The organism is Thioclava sp. L04-15, assembly GCF_002020275.1.
GTDB classification, from domain to species: Bacteria; Pseudomonadota; Alphaproteobacteria; order Rhodobacterales; family Rhodobacteraceae; genus Thioclava; species Thioclava marina.
Map to the genome: position 1 here is coordinate 83,129 of NZ_MPZW01000008.1, position 23,489 is coordinate 106,617.

The window sequence follows — 23,489 nt, forward strand, 5'->3', positions numbered from 1 at the left end:
CGGGGTGGGCGGCGCGATCCGATCAGGATTGAAAAAAGGGCGGTCTCCCAGCGGAGCCGCCCTTTTCAATTCATCCCGCGCTTCAGCCCTGATGGATCAGCGTCGCGAACAGCTTCGGATCGAGGCTGGCGCTTGCGAAGGTCGGGCCTTCGGTCAGCACCGCCACTGCGTCATGGCTATGCAGGCTCTCCTGATGGCTGGCGACGATGCGGAAGTCACCGATACGCGGTTCGGCCAGAAGGCGCTCGGCGAAGGCGCGTACGGCATCCTCGACGAAAATCGGGTTCGCGGCGTTGAGCTCGGCAAAGGCCTGCTCGTCCTCGCGCTTCACCATCACTTGCGTTTCAGTGGGCACGGCGGCGCGGGCGAGGTCGATGAGATCCTCGAACCAGAGACATTTGCCCGGCTCCACCACCGCCGAGATCCGCGCGACGGAACGCTGCGAATGCGGTGTCGCAAGTTGGCCGCGCATGGAACGCGCATGTTCGGACAGCTCAAGCGAACACGGGCAGGTCGAGGAATAGACGTAATCGAGATGGATCACCTTGCAGCGCTCTCCCTCGACCTCGATCAGTTCCAGCGCGATGTCGTAATATTGCCAACCCTCAAGCCCGGAGCGCAGCGAAGGCCGCTTCACCGGGAAGGAGACGCGCATCATCAGTCGCGCATCGAAGCTGTCAAGATCGTCCTTGTAGTCGTCGAGGGCGGCTTCCATCACCTCGAAGGAAAAGCTCTTTTCGGCATGGGCATAGAAGCTGCGCATCACGCGGCTCATGTTGATGCCCTTCTTGTCTGCCTCGAGGCTGACCGTGCCGGTGACCGAGGTTTCCAGCGTCAGATCGCCATTGTCGCGGGTCTTGAACCGCACCGGAAGACGGAAATTCGAGATCCCGACATGCTCGATCCGGGTGTTCGCGCCCACGATCAGCGAGGCGGGGCCGTTTTGCAGATCGGGCAGCGAAGCCTTGTAGCTGTCGTCGACGGAGAATTGCGCGTCATAGTCGCGGCTCAGATCGGGATAGTTCGACAATGCGTGCCCCGGCAGCAACCGCGCGATCGCCGGATCGAGCTGCGCCACCTCGACCGGATCGGCCTTGGCGGCCCATGCGCGCAAGGTTTCGAGCGCCGCGCGGGCCTCGTCATTATCCGGGGTCTCGATCCTGCCTTGCACGTTCATATCCTGTCCTCCGGTCTGCCCGGTCCCGCCAGATATGGGCGTTATAGGGGCGTTGTCCAAGGAAATACGTGCAAATGCGGCAATCGGTTCACCGGATCAGACCGCCTCGAGCGCCTGTTTGATATCTGCGACGAGGTCCGAACCGTCCTCGATTCCCATCGAGATCCGCACCAGACCGGGCGTGATCTTGATCGCGGCGCGCTCCTCGTCCGAGAGGTTCTTGTGCGTCGTCGTCGCCGGATGGGTGGCGATGGATTTCGCGTCGCCGAGGTTGTTCGAGATCGACACGATCTGTAGCGCGTTGAGGAACCGGAACGCCGCCTCCTTGCCGTCCGCCAGATCCAGCGCGATCATCGTGCCGCCCGAGCCCATCTGATCCATGGCGAGCCCGTGCTGCGGGTGATCCATCAGTCCCGGATAGACGGTGCGCGCGAGTTTCTCATGGCCCGCGACCGCCGCCGCGACCGCCGCCGCGTTGCCTGCCTGCGCGCGCACGCGCAGGTCGAGCGTCTGCAAGCCGTTCAGCAGCACCCAGGCGTGAAACGGGCTCATCGCGCCGCCGGTGTGTTTCACATACATTTCCAGCGGTCCGCGGATGAACTCCTTGGTGCCGCAGACCACGCCGCCCAGCACACGCCCGCCGCCGTCGATATGCTTGGTCGCGGAATAGACAATGACATCGGCGCCGAGTTCGACCGCGCGCGAGAAGATCGGCGAGGCGAAGGCGTTGTCCACCACGACGCTGGCGCCGCCCTCATGGGCGATCTTGGCCACGCCCGCGATGTCGATCACTTCCAGCCCGGGGTTAGAGACGCTCTCGAAGAAGCAGATCTTCGTCTCGGGGCGCATGGCGGCGCGCCATTCGTCGAGCTGGGTGCCGTCGACCAGCGTGACATCCACGCCGAATCCTTCCAGAACCTTGAGCACATGCAGGCACGAGCCGAACATCTGCCGCGCGGCCACGATGTGATCGCCGGCTTTCACCAGACAGGTCAGTGCGCCGTTGATCGCGGCCATGCCGGAGGCGCAGGCAAACGCGTCCTCGGTGCCTTCGATGGCGGCCATGCGGTCTTCGAACATCCGGGTCGTGGGGTTGCCGTAGCGCGCATAGATGAATTCGTCATCGCCCGACGAGAGGAAACGCGCCTCGGCGGCCTCTGCCGAAGGGTAGACGAACCCCTGCGTCAGAAACAGCGCCTCGGCCATCTCGCCATACTGGCTGCGGCGAATGCCGTCATGGACAAGTTTCGTGCGGATCTTGCGCTCGGTCATGGATGCCTCCTGCGGCTCTCTGTCGCGGCTTGCCGTTGCGATAACGCGGGTGCGAGACAGGGTCAACGCATAGCGGATCCGTTTATCGCGCAGGGTGGTCGCTTCGATGCCCGTTCGCACAGATCCCTGTGCGTTCGGGGGGTTAAGGCCGTGGGAACCCGGAGAAAGAAAACTGCGTTGGCTATTCAGTTCTCCCAAGCGCATCCGCGCAAACCCGAAATCCGAGTTCTGTCATGCCGCTCATCGAGGTCCAAGCCAGCACCGAACTCCCCGCCGAGGTGATCGCGCGGGCCGCGGCCCTGCCCGAAGACGCGCCGATCGTGATCATGATCCACGGCTACGGCTATGCGGCCGGGGTCGAGGGGCGCGATCCGCATGACCATATCCTCTCGCTCGATCCCAACTATCACCTGCACACCGCGGTCAGCTGGCCGCGCGCGCTCGGCTTTGCGGGTTCCAACCCCGGCGAGGGGCTGGGTGTCGCATTTTCGTGGCAGTCGACCGGCCGGCTGACTCGGATCTACGACATGGCCGAGATCGCCGCACAGCGTCTGGCCCGGCTGATCGGAGCACTTCATGCGGCGTCCGGGCGACCCGTCGGGATCATCGCCCACTCCATGGGCTGCCGGGTGGCTCTGCGGGCCTTGCGTCATGCCCATGCCGGGCAGGTCGCGCGAATGGTGCTGCTCGCCGCAGCCGAGTTCCAGCGCCGCGCCGAGGAGGCTATGGACAGTCCCGCCGGGCGCAGTTGCGAGGTGCTCAACGTCACCAGCCGCGAGAACGACCTGTTCGATTTTCTTTTCGAACTGGGGGTGGCGCGCGGGCGCGAGAAAAGCCTTGGCAATGGTCTGTCCTCACCGCGCCGCAACTGGCTCGATCTCCAGATCGACGCACCCGAAGTGATGGCGGTGCTGGAGGATCTGGGCTACCCCGTCGCGGCGCCGGAGAAACGCATCTGCCATTTCTCCTGCTACATGCGTGCGGGGCTGTTCGACCTCTATCGGCAGGTGCTGCGCCAGCCAGAGCGGCTACCGCTGCCTTTCCTCGCCGAGGCGCTGCCCAAGGCTCAGACCCCGCGCTGGTCACGGCTTTTCGCGCGCAGACGCACAGCGCGCTTCGCCTTGCCTTCGCTCCAGCGCGGTGCAGATTGATCCCCGACACGCAACTGCGGAGGGACCATGATCGATCTTTACTATTGGCCGACGCCGAATGGCTGGAAAATCTCGATCGCGCTGGAAGAGATGGGGCTGGCTTATCAGACCCATCTGATCGACATCGGCGCGGGCGACCAGTTCAAACCCGAGTTTCTCAAGATCTCGCCCAATAACCGAATGCCCGCGATCGTGGACCCGGAGGGGCCAGACGGCGCGCCGATCTCGATCTTCGAGAGCGGCGCGATCCTGCAATATCTCGCCCGCAAGACGGGCCAGTTCTACGGCGAGACCGAACGCGAACGGATCGCGGTCGAGGAATGGCTGTTCTGGCAGGTGGGCGGGCTTGGTCCGATGGCGGGGCAGGCGCATCACTTCCTGAAATACGCTCCCAATCTCGATCCGCCGCAGGATCTGCCTTACGCCAAGGATCGCTACCGCACCGAGACCGGCCGCCTCTACGGTGTGATGGACCGGAAGCTGGCCGAGACCCGTTACCTGGCCGGTGATTTCTATTCGATCGCGGACATGGCGGCCTGGGGCTGGGCCTCGCTCTGGGAAGGTCAGGAGCAGACGCTGGAGGACAAACCGAACCTGAAGCGCTGGCTCGATGAATTGTCCGCGCGTCCCGCGGTGCAGAAGGGCCGGGCGCTGGCCGCGGATCGTCGTGGCGGGACGCAATCGAAAGAGGCGCAGAAGGTGCTCTTCAAGCGCTGAGCGACGAGCCCTTTCAGGGGCGGTCAGGAGAGGGTGGGGCGGGTGGTTACTCCACCCCGTCCTCTTCGGCCTTGTCGATCCCGTATTTCTCGAAGAGCTTCGCCTGCGCCATGATGAAGCCGATCAGGATGATCGGCAGGCCGAAGGTCTTGAAATCGACCCAGATCTCGTCCGACATCGTGCGCCAGACGATCTCGTTGGCCACCGCGAGCGCGAGGAACAGCCCGACGAAGCGCTTGGTCAGGATCATCCAGCCCTCATGCTCCATCGGGAGCGCCTGTTCCATTACCAGCTGCAACCAGGCCTTGCCTCGCAATAGCCCGGCCCCGAGGATGCCGGCAAAAAGCAGGTAGATGATCGTGGGCTTCATCTTGAAGAAGGTCGGATCGTTGAGCCAGACCGAGAGCCCGCCGAAGACCAGAACGAGCACCAGCGTCGCGATCTGCATCGCCGAGAGCTTGCCCGTCAGTCGCCACAGCACCAGCGTGGAAAACGCGATGAGCGGGATGAACAAGGCGGTCGCAACGACGAAGCCGGAATAATCCCGCCCGAGGATCTCGTAGCTGCCATCCTTGAGCCGGTTGAAGGCGATGAAAAACACGATCAGCGGCCCCCAGTCGAGGCCTGCCTTCACCCAGGGGGAAATCTTCTTCTCTGCCATCTGCCCTATTGTCCTGCCATTTCCACGATCACCGCGCCCACGGCGATCAATCCCATCAACGCGGTGCGCCGCGGCCCTACCTTCTCGCCCAGAACGAGCCAGGCGATGAGGGCGGCGAAGACCGTCGAGGTCTCGCGCAGCACCGCGGCTTCGCCCACCTTGTCGAGCCGCGTCGCCAGCATGATCGCACCGAAGGAGAAATAGGCGACGATTGCGCCAATAACACCCCTTTTCATCAAGGGCACGATCTCCGAACTGGGCAATTTCGTCCAGCGCCGGGCGGTTAGGATCGGCATGAACCAGCCATCAATGAAGAAGAACCACGCAAGGAAGGTGAACGGATCGGCGGTCGCGCGGATCCCGTAGGCGTCATAGGTGGTATAGAGCGCCACGAAAGCCCCGGTCGCCACAGCCAGCATCAAGGCGGGCACCATCGTCTCGCGATCGACGGTGATGGTGCGCAGGTTGTAAAGTGCCAGCCCGTAGATCCCCGCGAGCAACACCGCAACGCCCGCCCATTGCCCCAGCGTGAAATGCTCGCCGAAAATGATCCCGGCGCCGATCACCGCAAAGAGCGGCCCCGTGCCGCGCACCACCGGATAGACGACGGTGTAGGCTCCACGCGAATAGCTCATCGCCTGCAACAGCTTGTAGCCGACATGGATGAAGAACACGCCCACGAAGATCGGCCACATGAAAGGCTCGGGCCATGGCACGACGAAGAGCGCAAAGGGTGCCGCGATGATGCCGTAACTCGCGTCGATCGCAGCCCGGCTGAGCCAGGGATCGTGCCGACCCTTCTGCAAGGCGCCAAAGAGCGCGTGCAGGAAGGCCGCGAGAAGCGCGAGGCCGAGCGCGAGATTTTTGCCGGTCTCGGTCCCGGCAACGGAAATGATCCAGTCGCTCAAAGTGCAATCCTTCTGGTGGCGGGGCAGGGGGTACTGCCTCCGCCGTCGCCGGCTGGCGACAATCATTGCGCGAAGAGAGGGCGTCGCCCCCCTCTGGCCTCACGGCCATTCACCCCCGGGATATTTGGGGCGGTTGGAAGGTGAGACCACGTATTTTTTTCCAACTGCCCGAAATATCCCGGGGGAGCCGCGCTTGCGCGGCGGGGGCGGCGCCCCCTTACTGATCGAGGAGTTTCGCCACGGCACGCAGCTCGAATTTCTGGATCTTGCCGGTCGAGGTCTTGGGCAGATCCGAGAAGATCACGCGCTTGGGCGTCTTGAAGCCCGCGAGCCGCTCGCGGCAGAACTTGATGATCTCGTCTTCGGTCGCCTCCGCGCCTTCTTTCAGCTCGACGAAGGCGCAGGGCACTTCGCCCCATTTCTCGTCGGGTTTCGCGACCACCGAGGCCAGCGAGACGCTGGGATGCGCCGCGATCACGCCCTCGACCTCGACCGAGGAGACGTTCTCGCCGCCCGAGATGATGATGTCCTTCGCGCGGTCGGTGATCTTGATGTAGCCGTCGGGATGCATGAAGGCGATGTCGCCGGAGTGGAACACGCCGCCCTCGAAGGCCTCGCGGGTCGCCTGCGGGTTCTTGTAATAGCCTTTCATCACCATGTTGCCGCGGAAGACGATCTCGCCGAGATGCTGGGCGTCGCGGGCGACCTCCTTGCCGTGGTCATGCACGGTGACCTTCTCGAGCATCGGCATCGACACCCCGGTGCGGGCCTTGAGATCGGCACGTTCCTCGCCCTTGCTGTCCTGCCAGGACGGTTTCCAGGTGCATTCGACCGCGGGCCCGTAGGTCTCGGTCAGGCCGTAGACCTGCGTCACGTTGAAGCCCAGCGGTTCGATCGCGGCGAGCGTCGAGGCGGGAGGGGGCGCGCCAGCGGTGAAGACCTCGACGATATGGTTAAAGGGCCGGCGGTGTTCTTCCTTGGCGTTGATGATCGTGTTGAGCACGATCGGAGCGCCGCCGAAATGGGTGACGCCATGATCGGCGATGCCGTCATAGATCGCCTTCGCCGTCACATCGCGGCAGCAAACGACCGTGCCGCCCATCATCGGGATCATCCAGCCATGGGTCCAGCTGTTGCAATGGAAGAGCGGCACGATGGTCAGCAGCACCGGATAGAGCTGCATCCGCCACGAGATCGCATTCGCCTGCGTCGACAGATAGGCCCCGCGATGGTGATAGACGACGCCCTTGGGCCGCCCTGTGGTCCCGGAGGTGTAGTTGAGCGCGATGCTCTCCCATTCGTCCTCGGGCATGATCCAGGAAAACATCGGATCGCCTTCGGCCACGAGCTCTTCATATTCGAGATAATGCCCGGTCGGGTCGAACCCGTGCTGCGGATCGGCCACTTCGACAATCTGCGGGGCCGCGCCCTTCATCTTCTTCACCGCCTCCTCGGCGAGCGGCAGGAAAGCGGTGTCGCACAGCACGATCTTCGCGCCGCCATGCTCGAAGATATAGGCGATGGTGTCGACATCGAGGCGGGTGTTGATCGCGTTCAGGATCGCGCCGCAGGCGGGCACGCCGAAATGCGCCTCCACCTGGGGCTGGGTGTTGGGCAGGATGGTGGCGACCACGTCACCGGGATTGACGCCGCGTGCCTTGAGGGCAGAGGCGAGCTGGCTCACGCGGGCGTGGTAGTCGACATAGCTCAGCTGGGTCTTGCCGTAGACGAGCGCGGTGCGCTCGGGGAAGACTTCCAGCGCGCGGTTGAGATGCGACAGTGGCGTGAGCGGCACGAAATTCGCCGCGCATTTTTCCAGACCCGTTTCGTCGGCCAGCCAACCCATGAAAACCTCCTCCGTCTCAATTCGAGGCGCATATTCGTGGGATGCGTGGGGAAAGGGAAGAGGGATTGCGCAAACTTTCGCGGGCGCTAGTCTCCCGCGCATGATCCTTTCGCGCGGCCGTCGCTTCATCTTCGTCCATATCCCGAAAACCGGTGGCACGGCGCTGGCGCTGGCGCTCGAAAAGCGGGCGATGGCAGAGGATATGCTCGTGGGCGATACCCCCAAGGCGCGCCGACGCAAGCGGCGGCTTGAAGGGGTCGAGACGGCGGGACGGCTGTGGAAGCATTCGACACTGGCCGACGGGCTGGGGCTCTATTCCGAGCAGGAGGCGCGGGCGTTCTTTACCTTCACGCTTGTGCGCAACCCCTGGGACCGGGTGGTGAGTTATTACCACTGGCTGCGCGAGCAGAGGTTCGATCACCCTGCGGTCGGGATGGCGAAGGCGCATGACTTCTCGGGTTTTCTGGGGCAGCCGCTGACGCAGGCTTCGCTCGCGAACTCGCCTTATGCGGGTTACGTGACTCTCCCTGGGGGCGAGGAGTGCTGTGACCTGTTCATCCGCGTCGAGAATCAGGTCGAAGACGCCGCCCTTTTGGAGACACATTTGGGATTTGCGGCGACTCCCTTCGCGCGCTGCAACGTCTCCCGGCGTGATCGCGACTGGCGAATTTACTACTCTGATTCTGATGCAGAGCTGATTTTTCGTCTGTGCAAAGGCGATATCGCCCGATTTGGCTATACTTTCTCACTTTCGTAATCGCGTTTTGCGAATTGCGATGGCCTCACGTTCCGATCACGGGCTCGTGAGGTCGAATACTGTCTAAAAGTTAGGTTTGCCACTTTTGCGCCACTTTTTGGCCCCCGAAATTGCGCGAGAATCATTTCGAGTAGTGATTACGGAGAAACGTGGCCCCGCAGGCCTTTCAGAAGGAAGACGCACATGTTTCGCAAAACCGCCAAGGCTTGGGAGGAGAAAATCGCCCATGGGTTGCGCATGGCGGAGATTCTCGATGCTGAGCTTTCCGAGTTCGGACCGGCGGAAGGGATCGTGGCGGGAACGCAGATCGCGACCCAGATGGGATGGCGTCCGGTCGAGGCGATCGCAGCTGGCGACATGGTGATGACCTTCGATCACGGTCTGCTCCCGGTCGCAGCGGTGAAGCGCTCGCAGCTCTGGATCAGCGGCCGCGCCTGCCCGTCGCAGCTCAAGCCGCTCGCGGTGCCGGTCGGTGCTCTGGGAAACAAGACGCCGATGCTGCTGCTGCCCGAACAGCCCGTGCTGGTCGAAAGCGACATGGCCGAGGCGCTCTTTGGCGACCCCTTCGCGCTGATCCCGGCAGCCGCGCTTGAGGGCTATCGTGGCATCGACCGCATCACGCCGCATCAGCGCGTCGAAGTGGTCGTGCTGGAGTTCGAGCACGATCAGGTGATCTACGCCAACGGCGCGGGCATGGTCCATTGCGCCTCCGTCCATACGGGCGGGATTGCCACTCTCTTCGACGAGGAAATGCCGAGCTACGAGACGCTGCCGCTCGAGATGGCGCGTTCGATCGTGGCGGGACTCATCGACGAAGATCAAACCGCCCACGCCTACGCCTGCGCGGCCGAGTGAGCGCGCGAGGCGTCTGAAGTCCCAGGACAGTCAGAGATACAGCGCGCCGTGACCTTCTGGTCGCGGTGTTTCTCTTTGACGCGGCGGGCCAGCCATTTCACCGATGTCCGAAAACGAGAACGCCGGGGTCTTGCGACCCCGGCGCCTCGATTAGACCCGCACGGCGGTAGGGAACCGTCTCCCCGCGCGGACCATCATGTATTGGGCTCAGGCGGCTTGCGCGGCCTGACCCTCGCCGAAGCGTGCGTAGAAGCTGTCGCCCTTGGCCGCGATGTCGCGCAGCAGCGCCGGGGTCTCGAAGCGCGCGCCATATTGGGCGGTGAGAGCTTCGCAGATCTCGACGGCCTTGCCCGCGCCGATGATGTCGAGCCAGGCGAACGGGCCGCCGGACCAGGGCGCAAAGCCCCAGCCGAGGATCGCCCCCACGTCACCCTCGCGAATGTCTTCCAACACGCCTTGCTCGAAGGCGCGCACGGCTTCCAGCACCTGCGCCATCAGCAAACGATGCTGGACGTGATGCACGTCCGGCTGCTCGTCGGCGCGCGGGTATTGCGCGTTGAGACCTTCCCAGAGGCCCTGACGCTTGCCCTTGTCATCATAGTCGTAGAAGCCCGCGTTCGACTTGCGGCCCATCCGGCCCTTGTCGGCCATCCAGAACAGCACGTCATCGACCGCGCCATCGGGATAGGCATCGCCCATCGCCGCCTTCGTGGCCTTGGCGATCTTCACGCCCAGATCGATCGAGGTCTCGTCGACCAGTTGCAGGGGACCCAGCGGCATGCCGACCATCGTCGCGGCATGCTCGACCAGCGTCGGGTTCACCCCTTCGGCGACCATGCGGATGCCTTCGTTGATATAGGGGATGATGCAGCGGTTGGCGTAGAAGAAGCGCGCGTCGTTCACCACGATCGGCGTCTTGCGAATCTGGCGCACGAAATCGAGCGCTTTCGCCACGGCGACCGGACCGGTCTGCGCGCCCTTGATGATCTCGACCAGCATCATCTTGTCGACGGGCGAGAAGAAGTGGATGCCGATGAACTGCTCGGGGCGCGCGCTGGCCTTGGCCAGTTCGGTGATCGGCAGGGTCGAGGTGTTGGTGGCGAAGATCGCCGTATCGGGAATGATCGCCTCGGCCTTCTTGGTGACCTCGGCCTTCACACCCGGATCTTCGAACACCGCTTCCACGATCAGGTCGCAGCCCTCAAGGGCGGCGTAATCGGTGGTCGCGTTGATCAGGCCCAGCACCTTCGCCTTGCCTTCCTCGGTGACCTTCTTGCGCGAGATGCCCTTGTCGAGGATGCCCTCGGAATAGGACTTCCCGCGATCGGCCGCCTCTTGCGTGTTGTCGATCAGGACGACCTCGATGCCAGCCTTGGCCGAGACATAGGCAATGCCCGCGCCCATCATGCCCGCGCCGAGGATGCCGACCTTCTTAACCCGCTGATCGGGCACCTCGGGGCGGTTCGCGCCTTTCTCCAGCGCGCCCTTGTTGATGAAGAGCGAACGGATCATCGCGGTCGAGGAGGGGTTCATCAGAACGTTGGTGAACCAGCGCGCCTCGATCTTGATCGCCTGATCGAAGGATACGAGCGCGCCTTCATAGACCGCCGACAGCAGCGCCTTGGCCGCCGGATAGACGCCATTGGTCTTGCCATGCACCATCGCGGAAGCGCCCACGAAGGTCATGAAGCCTGCCGGGTGATAGGGCGCGCCGCCGGGCATCTTGTAGCCTTTGGCATCCCACGGTTTCACCAGATCGGTACCTTTCGCGTTCAGCACCCACTCTTTCGCGGCCGCGAGCGGGTCTTCGACGACCTCGTCGATCAGGCCCGCGGCTTTCGCCTTCTTCGGATCCGAGAGCTTGCCTTCGAGCAGGAAGGGCGCCGCGACCATCGCGCCGAGCTTGCGCGCAAGGCGCGTCGTGCCACCGCCGCCGGGGAAGATGCCGACCATGATCTCGGGGAGGCCGATCTTCGCCTTGGGGTTGTCCGCGGCAAAGATGCGGTGCGTGGACAGCGGCAGTTCCAGACCGATGCCAAGCGCGGTGCCGGGGATCGCCGTCGCGATCGGCTTGCCACCCTTGTTGGTCTTGGGGTCCATGCCGGCGCGTTCGATCTTGCGCAGGACATGGTGCATCTGCATCACGCCGTCGAAGATCGCCTGCGCGCCGCCTTTGCGCATCTCGGCAATGACGTTGAGGTCCATGCCGCCCGCGAAATCGGGCTTTCCGCTGGTGATGACCACGCCCTTGACGGCGTCATCTGCCAGTGCCTTGTCGATGAAGCTATCGAGGAGCGCGAAGCCCTCCATGCTCATCACGTTCATCGACTTTTCGGGAACGTCCCAAGTGATGACGGCGACGCCATCGGCGCCAAGTTCATAAGTGAAATCAGCCATTTTCTCTCCTCCGCGTGCCTGCCGCGGAGGCGAGGCACATCAGGCTATTGCGTAAGCAGATTCGGTTTCCGACGGTCGCGGGACCATGATCGGCCAGCGTCTGTTGTCGATTTGCAGGTCGATGCTGGAGGTCTTCCAGCTCAGATCCTCTTGCAGTTCGAGCGTGATATCGGCCGTGTAGAGCGGAACGATTTCGTCGCGATCCTTCATGCAGCTCGAAGCGTAGCGACCGAAGATCCGACGGTTCGTGATCCCCGTGACGGTAATCGCACGTCGCGCGATGCAATTCACATTGAGCGAAAGCATCATGTCGGAGAAGGCGTCGAAACCCTCTTCGAGCATCTCTTCGGTTTCGATCCAGAAGGTCGAACTGTTGGTTGTCACTTTGAGCGGAAGCGCGACGCAGGAGAGGTATCTCTCGAAATCCCCGTCCAGAATCGCGTCCGACATCGTCGTCAGGTGATTTTTCAGGATGCCGATTGCCACAACCTATACTCCGTTTCGCGCCGCGCGGACTGCTGTCAGAGCAGGATCCCGCCACGATGAGACTATGGTTGTTAAGATTGCAGTAATCTTTTTCTGAGTCAACCAGAGGTTGCATGCCCTTTCCCGGCGTTCGAGCAGGGGAGCCGGAGGCCCCCGCTGCTCGGGAAAAGAGTATGCACAGGTCGAACATCACACGCGCTCGATGATCGTTGCGGCACCCATGCCGGATGCGACGCAGAGCGTCGCGAGGCCGGTCGACAGGTCGCGCCGTTCCAATTCATCGAGCAGCGTCCCGATGATGATCGCGCCGGTCGCGCCGAGCGGGTGGCCAAGTGCGATCGCGCCGCCATTGACGTTGACCTTGTCGGCATCGACCTGGAAGGCCTGCATGAAGCGCAGCACCACGGCGGCGAAAGCCTCGTTCACCTCGAAGAGGTCGATGTCCGAGATCGACATGCCCGAGTCGGCGAGGATCTTCTCGGTCACCGGAACCGGGCCGGTCAGCATGATCGTCGGATCGGTGCCGATCTTCGCGGTGGCGCGGATGCGCGCGCGCGGCTTGAGGCCATGCGCTTCACCGAATTCCTTGTTGCCGATCAGGATCGCCGCCGCACCATCCACGATGCCGGATGAGTTGCCCGCGTGGTGGACGTGGTTGATGTGGTCGAGATGCGGGTATTTCAGCATCGCGACCTTGTCGAAGCCCGGCATCACCTCGCCCATCTCCTTGAACGAGGGCTTGAGCGCGGCGAGGTTCTCCATCGTGGTGCCCGGACGCACGAATTCGTCATGGTCGAGGATCACGAGCCCGTTCTGGTCCTTCACCGGCACGATGGATTTCGCAAAGCGGTTGTCCTTGATCGCTTCCACCGCACGGCGCTGCGATTCCACGCCAAGCGCGTCCACGTCTTCGCGGCTGAACCCGTATTCGGTGGCGATGATATCGGCCGAGATCCCCTGCGGGACGAAATAGGTCTTCATCGCCAGTGTCGGGTCGACGGCGATCGCCGCCCCGTCCGAGCCCATCGCGACACGACCCATCATCTCGACGCCGCCCGCGATATAGGCCTGACCTGCGCCACCCTTCACCTGGTTGGCGGCGAGGTTCACCGCTTCCATGCCCGAAGCACAAAAGCGGTTGATCGACAGGCCCGGGATCCGCTCGTCGAGATCCGAAAGCAGCACCGCCGAGCGCGCCAGACAGCCGCCCTGTTCCATCACCTGGGTCGCGTTGCCCCAGATCACGTCCTCGACGGCGTGACCCTCGAGGCCGTTGCGCTCCTTGACCGCGCTCAAGAGCCGTGCCGACAGCGCGACCGAGCTGACTTCGTGCAGCGAGCCGTCCTTGCGGCCCTTGCCCCGCGGGGTGCGGGCTGCATCATAGATATAGGCTTCCGTCATGGTTCCTCCTCACGCCCGGTCGGAAGGGTTGCCGGGCATCAAATCATAGGGGTGTTTCCAACCGGGCAGGGCGGCAATGCCATCCAGCCAACGGTCGAGATTGGGAAATTCGGTGCGGTCGAACCCGAAGGGCTCGGGGTAGTAGAGGTAGCCGCAGCAAGCGAAGTCGGCCAAGCTGGGCCGATAGCCCACGATCCACTCGCGGCCTTCCATGTGACGCTCCAGCGTCTTCAACGCTGTCAGGACGCGGCCCTTGAGCCAGGCGATCGCTTCTTGCGGGCGCTTCGCCTCGGGCAGGAAATTCATCAAGAAGCGCAAGGAACCTTGCTGGCCCGAGCCCTTCTGCGCATCCCAGAACAGCCAGCGCATCATTTCCTGCCGGTCATCGGCCAGAAACTTGTCCGTCTTTTCCGCGATATGAAGCTGGATCACGCAGCTTTGCGAGAGCGTCAGATCGCCTTCGACGAAAACCGGCGCCTCGGCCATCTCGTTGAGCGCCTGATATTCGGCGCTGCGCGCCTCGCCATTGAAGAAATCGACGTAAACGGGCTCCCAGTCGTAGCCCGCAAGCTCCATCGTGAGCGCTGCCTTGTAGGCATTGCCGGACTCGCCGAAGCAATAAAGCTTTGCCGTCATGGTCTCAGACCTCCCTGATCCTGGGCCCAATCTGGCCCCTAAGTGACGCGAACGTAAGCCCCTTGCGGGTGTTTCGCCGCAACGTCATTCGATCACGACGTTGCGTCCGAAGCGAGGGCCGATCCGGCGTTTCGTCGCGGGAGGTGACGGGAGAGTGAACGGCGCGCGGGCCAGGGCAGGGCGGCTTACTTCACCGCTTCCATCGTGCCCGAGGGGAAGGTGATGCCTTCGAAATCAGGATAGACCTTGCGCAGAATGGCGAGCTGCGCGGGGCTGTCGATACGCACAAGATACCATTCCTCGCCATCCTTCAGCGCCAGCGTGGTGTTCGTCGCGCGGATCTTCCCGAGATTGGGCGCTTCCATGACCGACTCGGTCGGGATCTTGGCATAGGCGCGCCCCGAGGCGGTCTCGCCCGTCTCCATCGCGGCGGTATCCATCTTGAAGCTGTCCATCTTCACCGATGCCATGGCTTGCGTGATCTGCTTGGCCATCGCCGCTTCGAGCGCCTCGACCGGCATCCCGGCCTGATCTGCGATGGTCTGCATCATTTTCGGCGGCACGGTGTCGAAGAAAACGGCGTATTCCTTCTCCTCGACCGCCTTTTCAAACCCCGCTACCTCCTGCGTGACTGCATTGCGATCCGCGGCATCAAAGGCTGCGGCGGGAAAGGCAGAGGCGAGGATCAGGGCGAGGGAGAGCGACAAGCGGGGCATGGTCAAGCCTCTCATCAGGATTTGCGCGCGTCGAGCTCGGCCTTGAAGAGGCGCAGCCGGTGATTGAGGTTGTCGTGATCGGTGACCGAGTTGAAATGCTCGAAAAGGAAAGTCAGCGCCTCGTCGGACGTGATCCCGGCGTCCTGCGCGAAGCGGTTGAGCTGGCGGTAAGCGTCATTCGTCATCGCGACCGGAAAGCGTCGCGTCAGGCGCAGGCGTTTGGGCATCAGTCTTCCTTGGATTGGTGCGAGACCACGACGGCGAGCAATTCGGGCCGGGTGGTATGGGCGGGCAGGGAGGGCAGGGCGTCCAGCCAGCTCTTTCGGGCCTCCATCCCACCCTGATCTTGCGGGAGGAACGGGACGTCGGGGCTGAGGCAGCCAGCCATGAATTCGAACGTGTCGTCGGTGCGCAGATAGAGCGGCGTGCCGCAAGTGGGGCAGAAGCCGCGCTGCGATATGTTCGAGCTGGCCCATTCGCTCGGGGCTACACCTGCCCAAGACACGCGGGCTGCCGGAACCTCGAGGAGAGGTGCGAAGGCGTTGCCGGTTGCGCGTTGGCACATCCGGCAATGACAGAGCCCGGCCTTGGCGGGGCCGGCCGCGATGAAAAACCGGATCGCGCCGCATTGGCAACCGCCGCGGGCGTCGGGATAATCTTGCGGGGCGTTGGTCAAGGCGGGCTCCTAGGTACGATTTGGTGCAGGGTATCGGGAGGCGATGGGGCTGACCAGTGTGAAGAATTCACAATCTCTCCCCCTTGAATCCCACGGTCCCGAAGTTCTATTTCGAATGAAGCAAATGCAACGGACGGCCCGTCCGGGGAGGCAGCGATATGCGCAACGCGGCACTGATGCTCGGGATCATCGGCGGGATCATCGCCATGCTCGTGGGGTTTTTCGGCTACGGCTATACCGAGGTGGTGCATCGTCATTCCGAGGTGGGCGAGATGTTCGGCAACTTCGACAAGCCCGAGCTGATCCGCTTCGCGAGCTTCTTCGCGCCACTTCTGGCAATTGCCGGGGGGGCGATGGCGAAGATCCGGGCGCTTTGGGGCGGGGTCTTGATGCTGATCGCGGGCGGTCTTGTCTATTACGCCTTCGGCTTTGGTGTCTTCACCATGTTCCCGATCGGCTTCCTGCTGCTGGGCGGCGTTCTGGCACTGGCCGCGGGCAAGCCGGACGAGCCGAAAGCGCATTTCTGAGCAACGATTGAGTTTGGCTCGGGCGACCAGCCGCCGCGCCCGTCCGGCCTTCGCGAAGCTCAGGCGTTCGCCGGGGCGTCCTTCCACTGGAAGGCCGCTTCGTCCCGGCTCACCCCTCCCCCCGGGAGGGCGCATTGGAGATGGCTCGTGGGTTCACGCGACCTGCGGGCTTTTGAGATAAAGCGCCAAGCCACGGGCGGCACAAAGCGCCCACCCAAGGGTCGGGCGAGGCCCTTAGTGACGACCTCTCCCCAAACCAAAAGGGCGCGGAAAACCGCGCCCTTTCTCGTCTCTTGCCAGTTTTATCAGAACTGATCGTCGGCCAGCGCCATGACCGGATCGGCGCCGGTCTCGATCCGCGCGAGGTGCATCGCGCAGGCCGGAAGCTGGCGGGCCATGTAGTAGCGGCCCGTGGCGATCTTGCCCTCGTAGAACGCGGTGTCCGACGCCCCGTTGTCGAGCGCGGCAAAGGCGGCTTTCGCCATCCGCGTCCACATCAGACCGAGGCAGACATGGCCCATCAGGTGCATGAAGTCATACGAGCCCGAAAGCGCCGCATTGGGGTTCTTCATGCCGTTTTGCATGAAAAACATGCCCGCCGCCTGAAGCTGCTTCGAGGCGTTCTTCAGCGCATCGGTGAAGGGCTTCATGCGCTCGTCATCGTCATGCGCCTTGCACTCGGCCTTGACCATCTCGAAGAAGGCCATGACATGCTTGCCGCCATCCTGCGCGAGCTTGCGGCCCACCAGATCGAGCGCCTGAATGCCGTTCGCACCCTCATAGATCATCGCGATACGTGCGTCGCGCACATGCTGCGACATCGGCCAGTCTTCGGTATAGCCGTGGCCACCGAAGACCTGCTGCGCCGAAACGGCGGTCTCGAAGCCCTTGTCGGTCAGGAAACCCTTGATGACCGGGGTCATCAGCGAGATCAGCCCGTCGGCCGCCTTGTCGTCGAGCTTGTGCGCCCGGTCGATCAGATGCGCCCCCCAGAAGGTGAAGGCACGCGCGCCCTCGACGAAGCTCTTCTGGTCCATGAGCATCCGGCGCACGTCGGGGTGCACGATGATCGGGTCGGCGGCCTTCTCGGGCGCTTTCGCGCCGGTCACATCGCGGCCCTGGATACGGTCCTTCGCGTAGGCGACGGCTTCCTGATAGGCGGCCTCGGCCACGGCATAGCCCTGCAGGCCCACGCCCAGACGCGCCTCGTTCATCATCGTGAACATCGCGCGCATGCCCTTGTGCAGGTCGCCCAGCAGCCAGCCTTTCGCGCTGTCATAGTTCATGACGCAGGTCGCGTTGCCGTGGATGCCCATCTTCTCTTCGAGCTTGCCCACCGAGACGCTGTTGCGCTCACCGAGCGAGCCATCCTCGTTCACCAGGAACTTCGGCACGATGAAGAGCGAGATGCCCTTGGTGCCTTCACCGCCGCCCGGCGCCTTGGCCAGAACGAGGTGGATCACGTTCTCCGAAAGGTCATGGTCGCCCGCCGAGATGAAGATCTTGGTGCCGGTGATCAGGTAGGAGCCATCGTCCTGCGGATCGGCCTTGGTGCGCATCATCCCCAGATCGGTGCCGCAATGCGGCTCGGTCAGGTTCATCGTGCCGGTCCACTCGCAGGTGACCATCTTCGGCAGATAGGTCGCTTTCTGCTCATCCGTGCCATGGGCGTGGATTGCGGAATAGGCGCCGTGGGTCAGGCCCTGATACATGTTAAAGGCCATGTTGGCCGAGACGAACATCTCGCCCACGGCGCAGTTCAACAGGTAGGGCATGCCCTGGCCGCCGAAGTCCGGGTCGCAATCGAGCGCGGTCCAGCCACCCTCTTTCATTGCCTCGAACGCCGCATCGAAGCCCTTGGGCGTGCGCACCACGCCGTTCTCGAGCACGCAGCCTTCCTTGTCGCCCACTTCATTGAGCGGAGCCAGCACCTCGGAGGAGACCTTTCCTGCGGCATCCAGCACGGCCTCGGTGAAGTCGCGGTCCAGCTCTTCGTAGCCCGGCACGCCGGCCTCCGAGATCTTCAGGACCTCATGCAGCACGAACTGCATATCCTTGGTGTTGGCGGTGTAGCTCGACATGGTTCGCTCCCTTTAGTCGTCGTCGCGGATCAGGCCGCGTCGTCGTGGCGAGCCTTATCCAGTTCCTGTTCCGCCCAGTCGATTTGCCCGGCCAGTTCCTCGATCGCCTGACCCAGCTCGTCGCGCTGGCGTTTCATTTCCTCCAGACGTTGCTGCGCGAGCTTGATCGTCTCGCTCAGCTGCGTCTTCTGCTTGTCGCCCATCTCGTAAAGGTCCAGCAGCTGGCGGATGTCCTCCAGGCTGAAGCCAAAACGCTTGCCGCGCAGGATCAGTTTCAGCCGGGCGCGATCACGTCGCGTGAACAGCCGCTTCTGCCCCTCGCGGATGGGAAACAGCAACTCCTTGCTCTCGTAGAACCGCAGGGTGCGCGGGGTCACGTCAAACGCGTCGCACATCTCACGGATCGTCATAACAGTTTCGGTCATACTCTCGGCCTCGTCGCTTCCTTTAGGTAATGCGAAGGGGCAGATCGTTTGATCGCCTCCACATTACAAGAGATCTTTACGTGCACGTCACCGTAACGTGGCGTCACGAATTCAGTGACGTAATGTCAGGGATTTTTTACCACTCGGTAAAGCAAGTTTCTTTCGTTGAAACCGGCAATAATCGTCAAGCCCGCCTACCCTTATGAGGGTTACGTTGACGTTAAGGAATGCATTTTGCAATCAGGAATCAAGTGTCTCCTGCACCTGATCACGCAATTGTCGGAGATCTTCGATCGCGGCTTCGAGCTCTTCGCGCTGCTGGGCAAGGACGCCCAGCTGGCGATCGGCCATCTCGATCCAGACCCTGTTTTGCTCTTCGGTGCCCTTCTGGTCGTAGATGAGAAGCCACTGGCGCACCTCCTCGAGCGAGAAGCCAAAGCGGCGGCCGCGCAGGATCAGCGTCATCCGGGCCACCTCGCGCGGACCATAGAAGCGCGAGCGGCCTTCCTTCTGGGGATTCAGGAGCTCGATATATTCGTAATAGCGCAGCGTGCGCGCGGTCACGTCGAACCGCTCGCACATTTCCTTGAATGACAGCAACTCTGACATGATCGGCCTCCCGTTGGGGCGTGAAGCTAGCGTGCCGGACGGGAAGCTGCAAGCGATGCAACGCGCCGCCCGGCAGGCCGTGCTCAGATCTCGATCGCCTTGAGGATCTCGGGCTCGATCACGTCGACGCCCGGCAGCGCGTCGGCCAGCGGCTGGGCCGACTGTTCGAGCAGCGGGAAGGTCTTGTAGTGGCAGGGGATGATGGTCTTGAAGTTGAAATACTTCTTCGCCGCCCATGCCGCGCGCTTCATGTCCATCGTGTAATGGCCTCCCGCGGCGATGATCCCGATATCGGGATTGTGAAGCTCACCCATCCATTCCATGTCCGCCATGACGTCGGTGTCGCCGGTGACATAGATGGTGTGACCCTCGGCCTCGATCATGAAGCCCGCAGGCTGGCCCGCATAGATCGGATCACCGCCCTTGTAGTCGATCGAGGCGGAGTGGGTCGCGTTCACCATCGTCACCTTGACCCCGTTCAGATCGACCGTGCCGCCCTTGCCGAAGCCCACGGTTTCGGCGCCGTCCTTGCCAAGGATGATCGACATCTCGTGGATGCAGTAGACGGGAATGCCGAGTTCCCTGGAGATGGGGGCGGCGTCGCTGGCGTGATCGCCATGGCCGTGGGTCAGCAGCACATGGGTCGCCCCCTTGATCGCCTCGTCGCGCTTGGCGTGGGGAAAGACCGGCGAGCCGGTGAGGAACGGGTCGAGCAGGATCACCGCGTCGCCGGATTCGATGCGAAAGCCGGAATGGCCGAGCCAGATCAGTTTCATGTGTCAGTCCTCCTTTGCTGGCCCACAGTGTAGGGCGCAAATCCGCGCGCGAAAGGGGAGGGGAGGCTCACGAATGGGCGGGGCGCTTGAAAGCCCCACTGGGTCGGGCTAAACCGCCTCCCAAGACAAGCGGAGAAGCATATGTCCATTGATATCGACACCGCCCGCAAGGTGGCGCATCTGGCCCGGATCCGGGTGCCCGAAGAGCACCTGCCGGAACTCGCGCAGGAACTGTCCAACATCCTGACCTTCATGGAGCAGCTCAACGAGGTTGATGTGGAGGGCGTCGAGCCGATGACCTCGGTCACGCCGATGCGCCTCAAGCGCCGCGTCGACGAGGTGACCGATGGCGGTTACCAGGACAAGATCCTCAAGAACGCTCCCGATGCCCGCGAGGGCTTCTTTGCCGTGCCGAAGGTGGTCGAATGAGCCTGAACAAACTGACGATTGCCGAAGCGCGCGACGCGCTGAAGAAGGGCGATGTGACCTCGGTCGAGCTGACCGAAGCCTGCCTGTCCGAGATCGAGGGCGCGGGGGCGCTGAACGCTTTCGTGCACAAGACCCCCGAGATCGCTCTGGAACAGGCGAAGGCCGCTGATACGCGCATCAAGTCGGGCGACGCGCCCGCAATGTGCGGCATCCCGCTGGGGATCAAGGATCTCTTCGCGACGAAGGGCGTGGCCACGCAGGCGGCGTCGAACATCCTCGAAGGGTTCAAGCCGGAATACGAATCCACCGTCACGCAGAACCTGTGGGACGCGGGTGCGGTGATGCTCGGCAAGCTCTCTATGGACGAGTTCGCGATGGGTTCGTCGAACGAGACGGCGTGCTACGGCCCCGTGGTGAACCCGTGGAAAGTTGACGCGCGTCAGCTGACCCCGGGCGGCTCCTCGGGTGGCTCGGCTGCCGCCGTGGCCGCGGATCTGTGCCTTGCCGCGACCGGCACCGATACGGGCGGCTCGATCCGCCAGCCCGCCGCCTTCACCGGCATCGTGGGCATCAAGCCGACCTATGGCCGTGTCTCGCGCTGGGGCGTGGTGGCCTTTGCGTCGTCTCTCGATCAGGCGGGACCGATGACCAAATCGGTGCGCGATGCGGCGATCATGCTTGGCACGATGTGCTCGCATGACCCGAAGGATTCGACCTCGGCCGATATCCCGGTGCCGGATTTCGAAGCGGCTCTGACCGGCGACATTCGCGGCAAGAAGATCGGCATCCCGAAGGAATACCGTCTCGAGGGCATGCCCGCCGAGATCGGCAAGCTCTGGGATGACGGCATCGCGATGCTGAAGGATGCGGGCGCCGAGATCGTCGAAATTTCGCTGCCGCATACGAAATACGCGCTGCCCGCCTATTACGTCGTGGCGCCTGCGGAAGCCTCCTCGAACCTCGCGCGCTATGACGGCGTGCGCTATGGCCACCGTGCCAAGCTCGCCGCGGGCGAGGGTATCGTGGACATGTATGAAAAGACCCGCGCCGAGGGCTTCGGCCCCGAGGTGCAGCGCCGCGTGATGATCGGCACCTATGTGCTGTCGGCGGGTTTCTACGACGCTTATTACAATCGCGCCCGCAAGGTCCGCGCGCTGATCAAGCGCGACTTCGAGCAGGTCTTCGCGCAAGGCATCGACGCGATCCTGACGCCCGCCACGCCCTCGTCGGCGTTCGGGCTGGGCGAGATGGCCGATGCCGATCCGGTCGCGATGTATCTCAATGATGTGTTCACCGTGACGGTGAACCTCGCGGGCCTGCCGGGCATTTCCGTGCCGTGCGGTCTCGACTCGAAAGGTCTGCCGCTCGGGTTGCAACTGATCGGGCGTCCCTGGGAAGAGGGCGATCTGCTCAACCATGCCCATGTGCTCGAACAGGCTGCGGGCTTCGCGGCCAAGCCGGAGAAATGGTGGTAAGATGAAACAGGCGCTCGCGATCCTCGGTGGTGTTCTCGCCCTGTCGGGCTGTATCTCCACGGTCCCCGACAGCGGTCCTGCTGCCCGTCGCGAGGCCGAATTGCGCGGCCAGCCCATTTTGCCGCCCGCGGCGCAAAACGTGATGCCCGCAGCGCCGGGCGCACTGCCCGATCCCTCGCCGCCCGGCGCACCGCTCAATGCGACCGGCACGGCACTGCCCGGCACGACCGATGCGCTCTCGGCGCCCACGATCAATGCCGATGGCACGGTGGGTTCGAACCCTGCGGTTGCCGCCCCGCCGATGCCGGGCGACACGAATTCCGGCGCGACGATCGGCGCCGAAGCGATGCAGGCGCTGCAACAGACCGCGCCTGCGGGCACGCAGCCCGCACCCGTCGCACCCGCGCCCGTCGTCCAGCAACCGATCGCGACGCAGGACAGCTCCGGGCCGAACCTCGCGGCCTATGCGCTGTCGGTGAATAACCGTCCCGGCCAGTCCGTCTACAAGCGCGGCGGAATGCATCTGACCTCGACCGAGAAGGCTTGCGCCAAATATGTCTCGGCCGATCAGGCGCAGCTTGCCTTCCTCGCGGCAGGCGGTCCCGAGCGCGACAAGCTCAATCTCGATCCCGATGGAGACGGATTCGCCTGCGACTGGGATCCGACGCCCTTCCAAGCCGCGCGTCAGTGAGCGCTGGCTGGCCCTCGCCCAATTTCGGCCCGCGCCGTGATGGCGCGGTCCCCGAACTGATCGTGATCCATTACACCGCGATGTCGAGCTGCGCCGCCGCCCGCACGCGCCTCTGCCTGCCCGAGGCCGAGGTCTCTGCTCATTGGCTGATCGGAGAGGACGGCCAGACCGAGCAGCTCGTCCCCGAAGAGATGCGCGCCTGGCATGCGGGCCTGGGTAGCTGGCGGGGGCAGGATGACGTGAATTCGCGGTCGATCGGGATCGAGCTCGACAATATGGGCGACCGGCCGTTCACCGAGCCGCAGATGGCCGCGCTGGAGCGCCTCTTGCCGCAGATCATGGCACGCTGGGCGATCCCGCCGGAAAACGTGCTGGGACATTCCGATTTCGCCCCGGGCCGCAAGATCGACCCGGGCCCGCGCTTCGACTGGCTGCGACTGGCGCGCCAGGGGTTTGCAATCTGGCCCGAGCCCCGCAACGCCCCGGCACCCGACACCGAGACTTTCTGCGCCCTCGCCCAGAGCTTCGGCTATCCCGAGGCCCCGATCTCGGTGCTCCTGCCCGCTTTCCGCCTGCGGTTCCGCCCCTCTTATGACGGCCCGCTCGACGCACGCGACATGGCACTCGTGGCCGATCTCGCGCTGCGTTTCGGCGATGACGGAGGGGTGTGGCGCGCGAGCTAGGGGGCGCTGCCCCCTCTTTGCTGCGCAAATTCACCCCCGAGATATTTTCGTCAAGAAGAAGGGCCGATCCTGTTCGCTCTTCGAATTGGTTCAAATATCCCGGGGGTGAGCGCGTAAGCGCGAGGGGGCGGCGCCCC

At 63.5% G+C, this 23,489-nt stretch carries 25 protein-coding genes; 9 read left to right on the forward strand and 16 right to left on the reverse strand.

Annotated elements, in window-relative coordinates:
- Positions 1-82: 82 nt before the first annotated feature.
- Together folE2 and BMI90_RS15600 are read right to left on the reverse strand one after the other, a co-directional pair.
- A complete protein-coding gene (folE2, locus tag BMI90_RS15595) occupies positions 83-1,177 on the reverse strand; it encodes a GTP cyclohydrolase FolE2 (protein ID WP_078530427.1) in 1,095 nt (364 codons plus the stop codon).
- A gap of 96 nt (positions 1,178-1,273) precedes the next feature.
- On the reverse strand, positions 1,274-2,449 hold the full coding sequence (locus BMI90_RS15600) for an aminotransferase class V-fold PLP-dependent enzyme (RefSeq protein ID WP_078530428.1): 1,176 nt from the start codon (positions 2,447-2,449) through the stop codon (positions 1,274-1,276).
- 233 nt (positions 2,450-2,682) lie between these two features.
- Between BMI90_RS15600 and BMI90_RS15605 the strand changes: the two genes are divergently transcribed.
- Both BMI90_RS15605 and BMI90_RS15610 read left to right on the forward strand, forming a co-directional pair.
- Positions 2,683-3,600, forward strand: coding sequence for an alpha/beta fold hydrolase (locus tag BMI90_RS15605; protein ID WP_078530429.1), 918 nt, complete (start codon positions 2,683-2,685; stop codon positions 3,598-3,600).
- Positions 3,601-3,627: 27 nt separating this feature from the next.
- A complete protein-coding gene (locus BMI90_RS15610; protein ID WP_078530430.1) occupies positions 3,628-4,317 on the forward strand; it encodes a glutathione S-transferase N-terminal domain-containing protein in 690 nt (229 codons plus the stop codon).
- Between the two features lie 46 nt (positions 4,318-4,363).
- On the opposite strand, the gene BMI90_RS15615 is transcribed toward BMI90_RS15610, so the two are convergent.
- The 3 genes from BMI90_RS15615 to BMI90_RS15625 form a co-directional block, all read right to left on the reverse strand.
- Positions 4,364-4,978, reverse strand: a complete 615-nt coding sequence (locus BMI90_RS15615; RefSeq protein WP_078530431.1) for an inner membrane-spanning protein YciB — start codon at positions 4,976-4,978, stop codon at positions 4,364-4,366.
- 5 nt (positions 4,979-4,983) lie between these two features.
- Entirely contained in the window at positions 4,984-5,886 is a 903-nt protein-coding gene (locus BMI90_RS15620; protein WP_078530432.1) for an EamA family transporter, read from the reverse strand.
- A 217-nt stretch (positions 5,887-6,103) separates the two neighbouring features.
- Positions 6,104-7,732, reverse strand: coding sequence for an AMP-binding protein (locus BMI90_RS15625; protein ID WP_078530433.1), 1,629 nt, complete (start codon positions 7,730-7,732; stop codon positions 6,104-6,106).
- Positions 7,733-7,832: 100 nt separating this feature from the next.
- Between BMI90_RS15625 and BMI90_RS15630 the strand changes: the two genes are divergently transcribed.
- Together BMI90_RS15630 and BMI90_RS15635 are read left to right on the forward strand one after the other, a co-directional pair.
- Positions 7,833-8,489: a sulfotransferase family 2 domain-containing protein gene (locus BMI90_RS15630; RefSeq protein ID WP_078530434.1), complete on the forward strand. Its 657-nt coding sequence runs from the start codon at positions 7,833-7,835 to the stop codon at positions 8,487-8,489.
- Positions 8,490-8,672: 183 nt separating this feature from the next.
- Positions 8,673-9,344: a Hint domain-containing protein gene (locus tag BMI90_RS15635; RefSeq protein ID WP_078530435.1), complete on the forward strand. Its 672-nt coding sequence runs from the start codon at positions 8,673-8,675 to the stop codon at positions 9,342-9,344.
- Between the two features lie 207 nt (positions 9,345-9,551).
- Here the strand turns inward: BMI90_RS15635 and BMI90_RS15640 are convergent, their stop codons facing one another.
- From BMI90_RS15640 to BMI90_RS15670, 7 genes are all read right to left on the reverse strand, one after another.
- Positions 9,552-11,741: a 3-hydroxyacyl-CoA dehydrogenase NAD-binding domain-containing protein gene (locus tag BMI90_RS15640; protein WP_078530436.1), complete on the reverse strand. Its 2,190-nt coding sequence runs from the start codon at positions 11,739-11,741 to the stop codon at positions 9,552-9,554.
- Between the two features lie 39 nt (positions 11,742-11,780).
- On the reverse strand, positions 11,781-12,227 hold the full coding sequence (locus BMI90_RS15645) for a hypothetical protein (RefSeq protein WP_078530437.1): 447 nt from the start codon (positions 12,225-12,227) through the stop codon (positions 11,781-11,783).
- A 189-nt stretch (positions 12,228-12,416) separates the two neighbouring features.
- Positions 12,417-13,628, reverse strand: a complete 1,212-nt coding sequence (locus tag BMI90_RS15650; protein ID WP_078530438.1) for an acetyl-CoA C-acetyltransferase — start codon at positions 13,626-13,628, stop codon at positions 12,417-12,419.
- 9 nt (positions 13,629-13,637) lie between these two features.
- Positions 13,638-14,264: a glutathione S-transferase family protein gene (locus BMI90_RS15655; protein ID WP_078530439.1), complete on the reverse strand. Its 627-nt coding sequence runs from the start codon at positions 14,262-14,264 to the stop codon at positions 13,638-13,640.
- A gap of 185 nt (positions 14,265-14,449) precedes the next feature.
- Positions 14,450-14,980: a hypothetical protein gene (locus BMI90_RS15660; RefSeq protein WP_078530440.1), complete on the reverse strand. Its 531-nt coding sequence runs from the start codon at positions 14,978-14,980 to the stop codon at positions 14,450-14,452.
- A 14-nt stretch (positions 14,981-14,994) separates the two neighbouring features.
- A complete protein-coding gene (locus BMI90_RS15665; protein WP_078530441.1) occupies positions 14,995-15,207 on the reverse strand; it encodes a hypothetical protein in 213 nt (70 codons plus the stop codon).
- Positions 15,207-15,656, reverse strand: a complete 450-nt coding sequence (locus tag BMI90_RS15670) for a GFA family protein (protein ID WP_146671314.1) — start codon at positions 15,654-15,656, stop codon at positions 15,207-15,209. The genes BMI90_RS15665 and BMI90_RS15670 overlap by 1 nt, the downstream gene beginning before the upstream one ends.
- Positions 15,657-15,814: 158 nt before the next feature.
- Between BMI90_RS15670 and BMI90_RS15675 the strand changes: the two genes are divergently transcribed.
- Complete coding sequence (locus BMI90_RS15675; protein WP_078530442.1) at positions 15,815-16,183, forward strand: hypothetical protein; 369 nt, start codon at positions 15,815-15,817, stop codon at positions 16,181-16,183.
- A 305-nt stretch (positions 16,184-16,488) separates the two neighbouring features.
- Here the strand turns inward: BMI90_RS15675 and BMI90_RS15680 are convergent, their stop codons facing one another.
- From BMI90_RS15680 to BMI90_RS15695, 4 genes are all read right to left on the reverse strand, one after another.
- Positions 16,489-18,264: an acyl-CoA dehydrogenase C-terminal domain-containing protein gene (locus BMI90_RS15680; RefSeq protein ID WP_078530443.1), complete on the reverse strand. Its 1,776-nt coding sequence runs from the start codon at positions 18,262-18,264 to the stop codon at positions 16,489-16,491.
- A 29-nt stretch (positions 18,265-18,293) separates the two neighbouring features.
- Positions 18,294-18,689 carry a MerR family DNA-binding transcriptional regulator gene (locus BMI90_RS15685; protein ID WP_078530444.1) on the reverse strand — a complete coding sequence of 132 codons (396 nt, stop codon included), beginning with the start codon at positions 18,687-18,689 and terminating at the stop codon, positions 18,294-18,296.
- 240 nt (positions 18,690-18,929) lie between these two features.
- A complete protein-coding gene (locus BMI90_RS15690) occupies positions 18,930-19,298 on the reverse strand; it encodes a MerR family DNA-binding transcriptional regulator (RefSeq protein WP_078530445.1) in 369 nt (122 codons plus the stop codon).
- An 83-nt stretch (positions 19,299-19,381) separates the two neighbouring features.
- Entirely contained in the window at positions 19,382-20,074 is a 693-nt protein-coding gene (locus tag BMI90_RS15695; RefSeq protein WP_078530446.1) for a metal-dependent hydrolase, read from the reverse strand.
- 141 nt (positions 20,075-20,215) lie between these two features.
- On the opposite strand from BMI90_RS15695, the gene gatC reads away from it, so the two are divergent.
- From gatC to BMI90_RS15715, 4 genes are read left to right on the forward strand one after another with little or no spacing between them, the layout of a single operon-like run.
- Positions 20,216-20,503, forward strand: coding sequence for an Asp-tRNA(Asn)/Glu-tRNA(Gln) amidotransferase subunit GatC (gene gatC, locus BMI90_RS15700; protein ID WP_038077367.1), 288 nt, complete (start codon positions 20,216-20,218; stop codon positions 20,501-20,503).
- Positions 20,500-21,978: an Asp-tRNA(Asn)/Glu-tRNA(Gln) amidotransferase subunit GatA gene (gene gatA, locus BMI90_RS15705; RefSeq protein ID WP_078530447.1), complete on the forward strand. Its 1,479-nt coding sequence runs from the start codon at positions 20,500-20,502 to the stop codon at positions 21,976-21,978. The genes gatC and gatA overlap by 4 nt, the downstream gene beginning before the upstream one ends.
- Position 21,979: 1 nt before the next feature.
- On the forward strand, positions 21,980-22,669 hold the full coding sequence (locus BMI90_RS15710; RefSeq protein WP_078530448.1) for a hypothetical protein: 690 nt from the start codon (positions 21,980-21,982) through the stop codon (positions 22,667-22,669).
- Positions 22,666-23,352, forward strand: coding sequence for an N-acetylmuramoyl-L-alanine amidase (locus BMI90_RS15715; protein WP_246831566.1), 687 nt, complete (start codon positions 22,666-22,668; stop codon positions 23,350-23,352). The genes BMI90_RS15710 and BMI90_RS15715 overlap by 4 nt, the downstream gene beginning before the upstream one ends.
- The last annotated feature ends 137 nt before the right edge of the window (positions 23,353-23,489 follow it).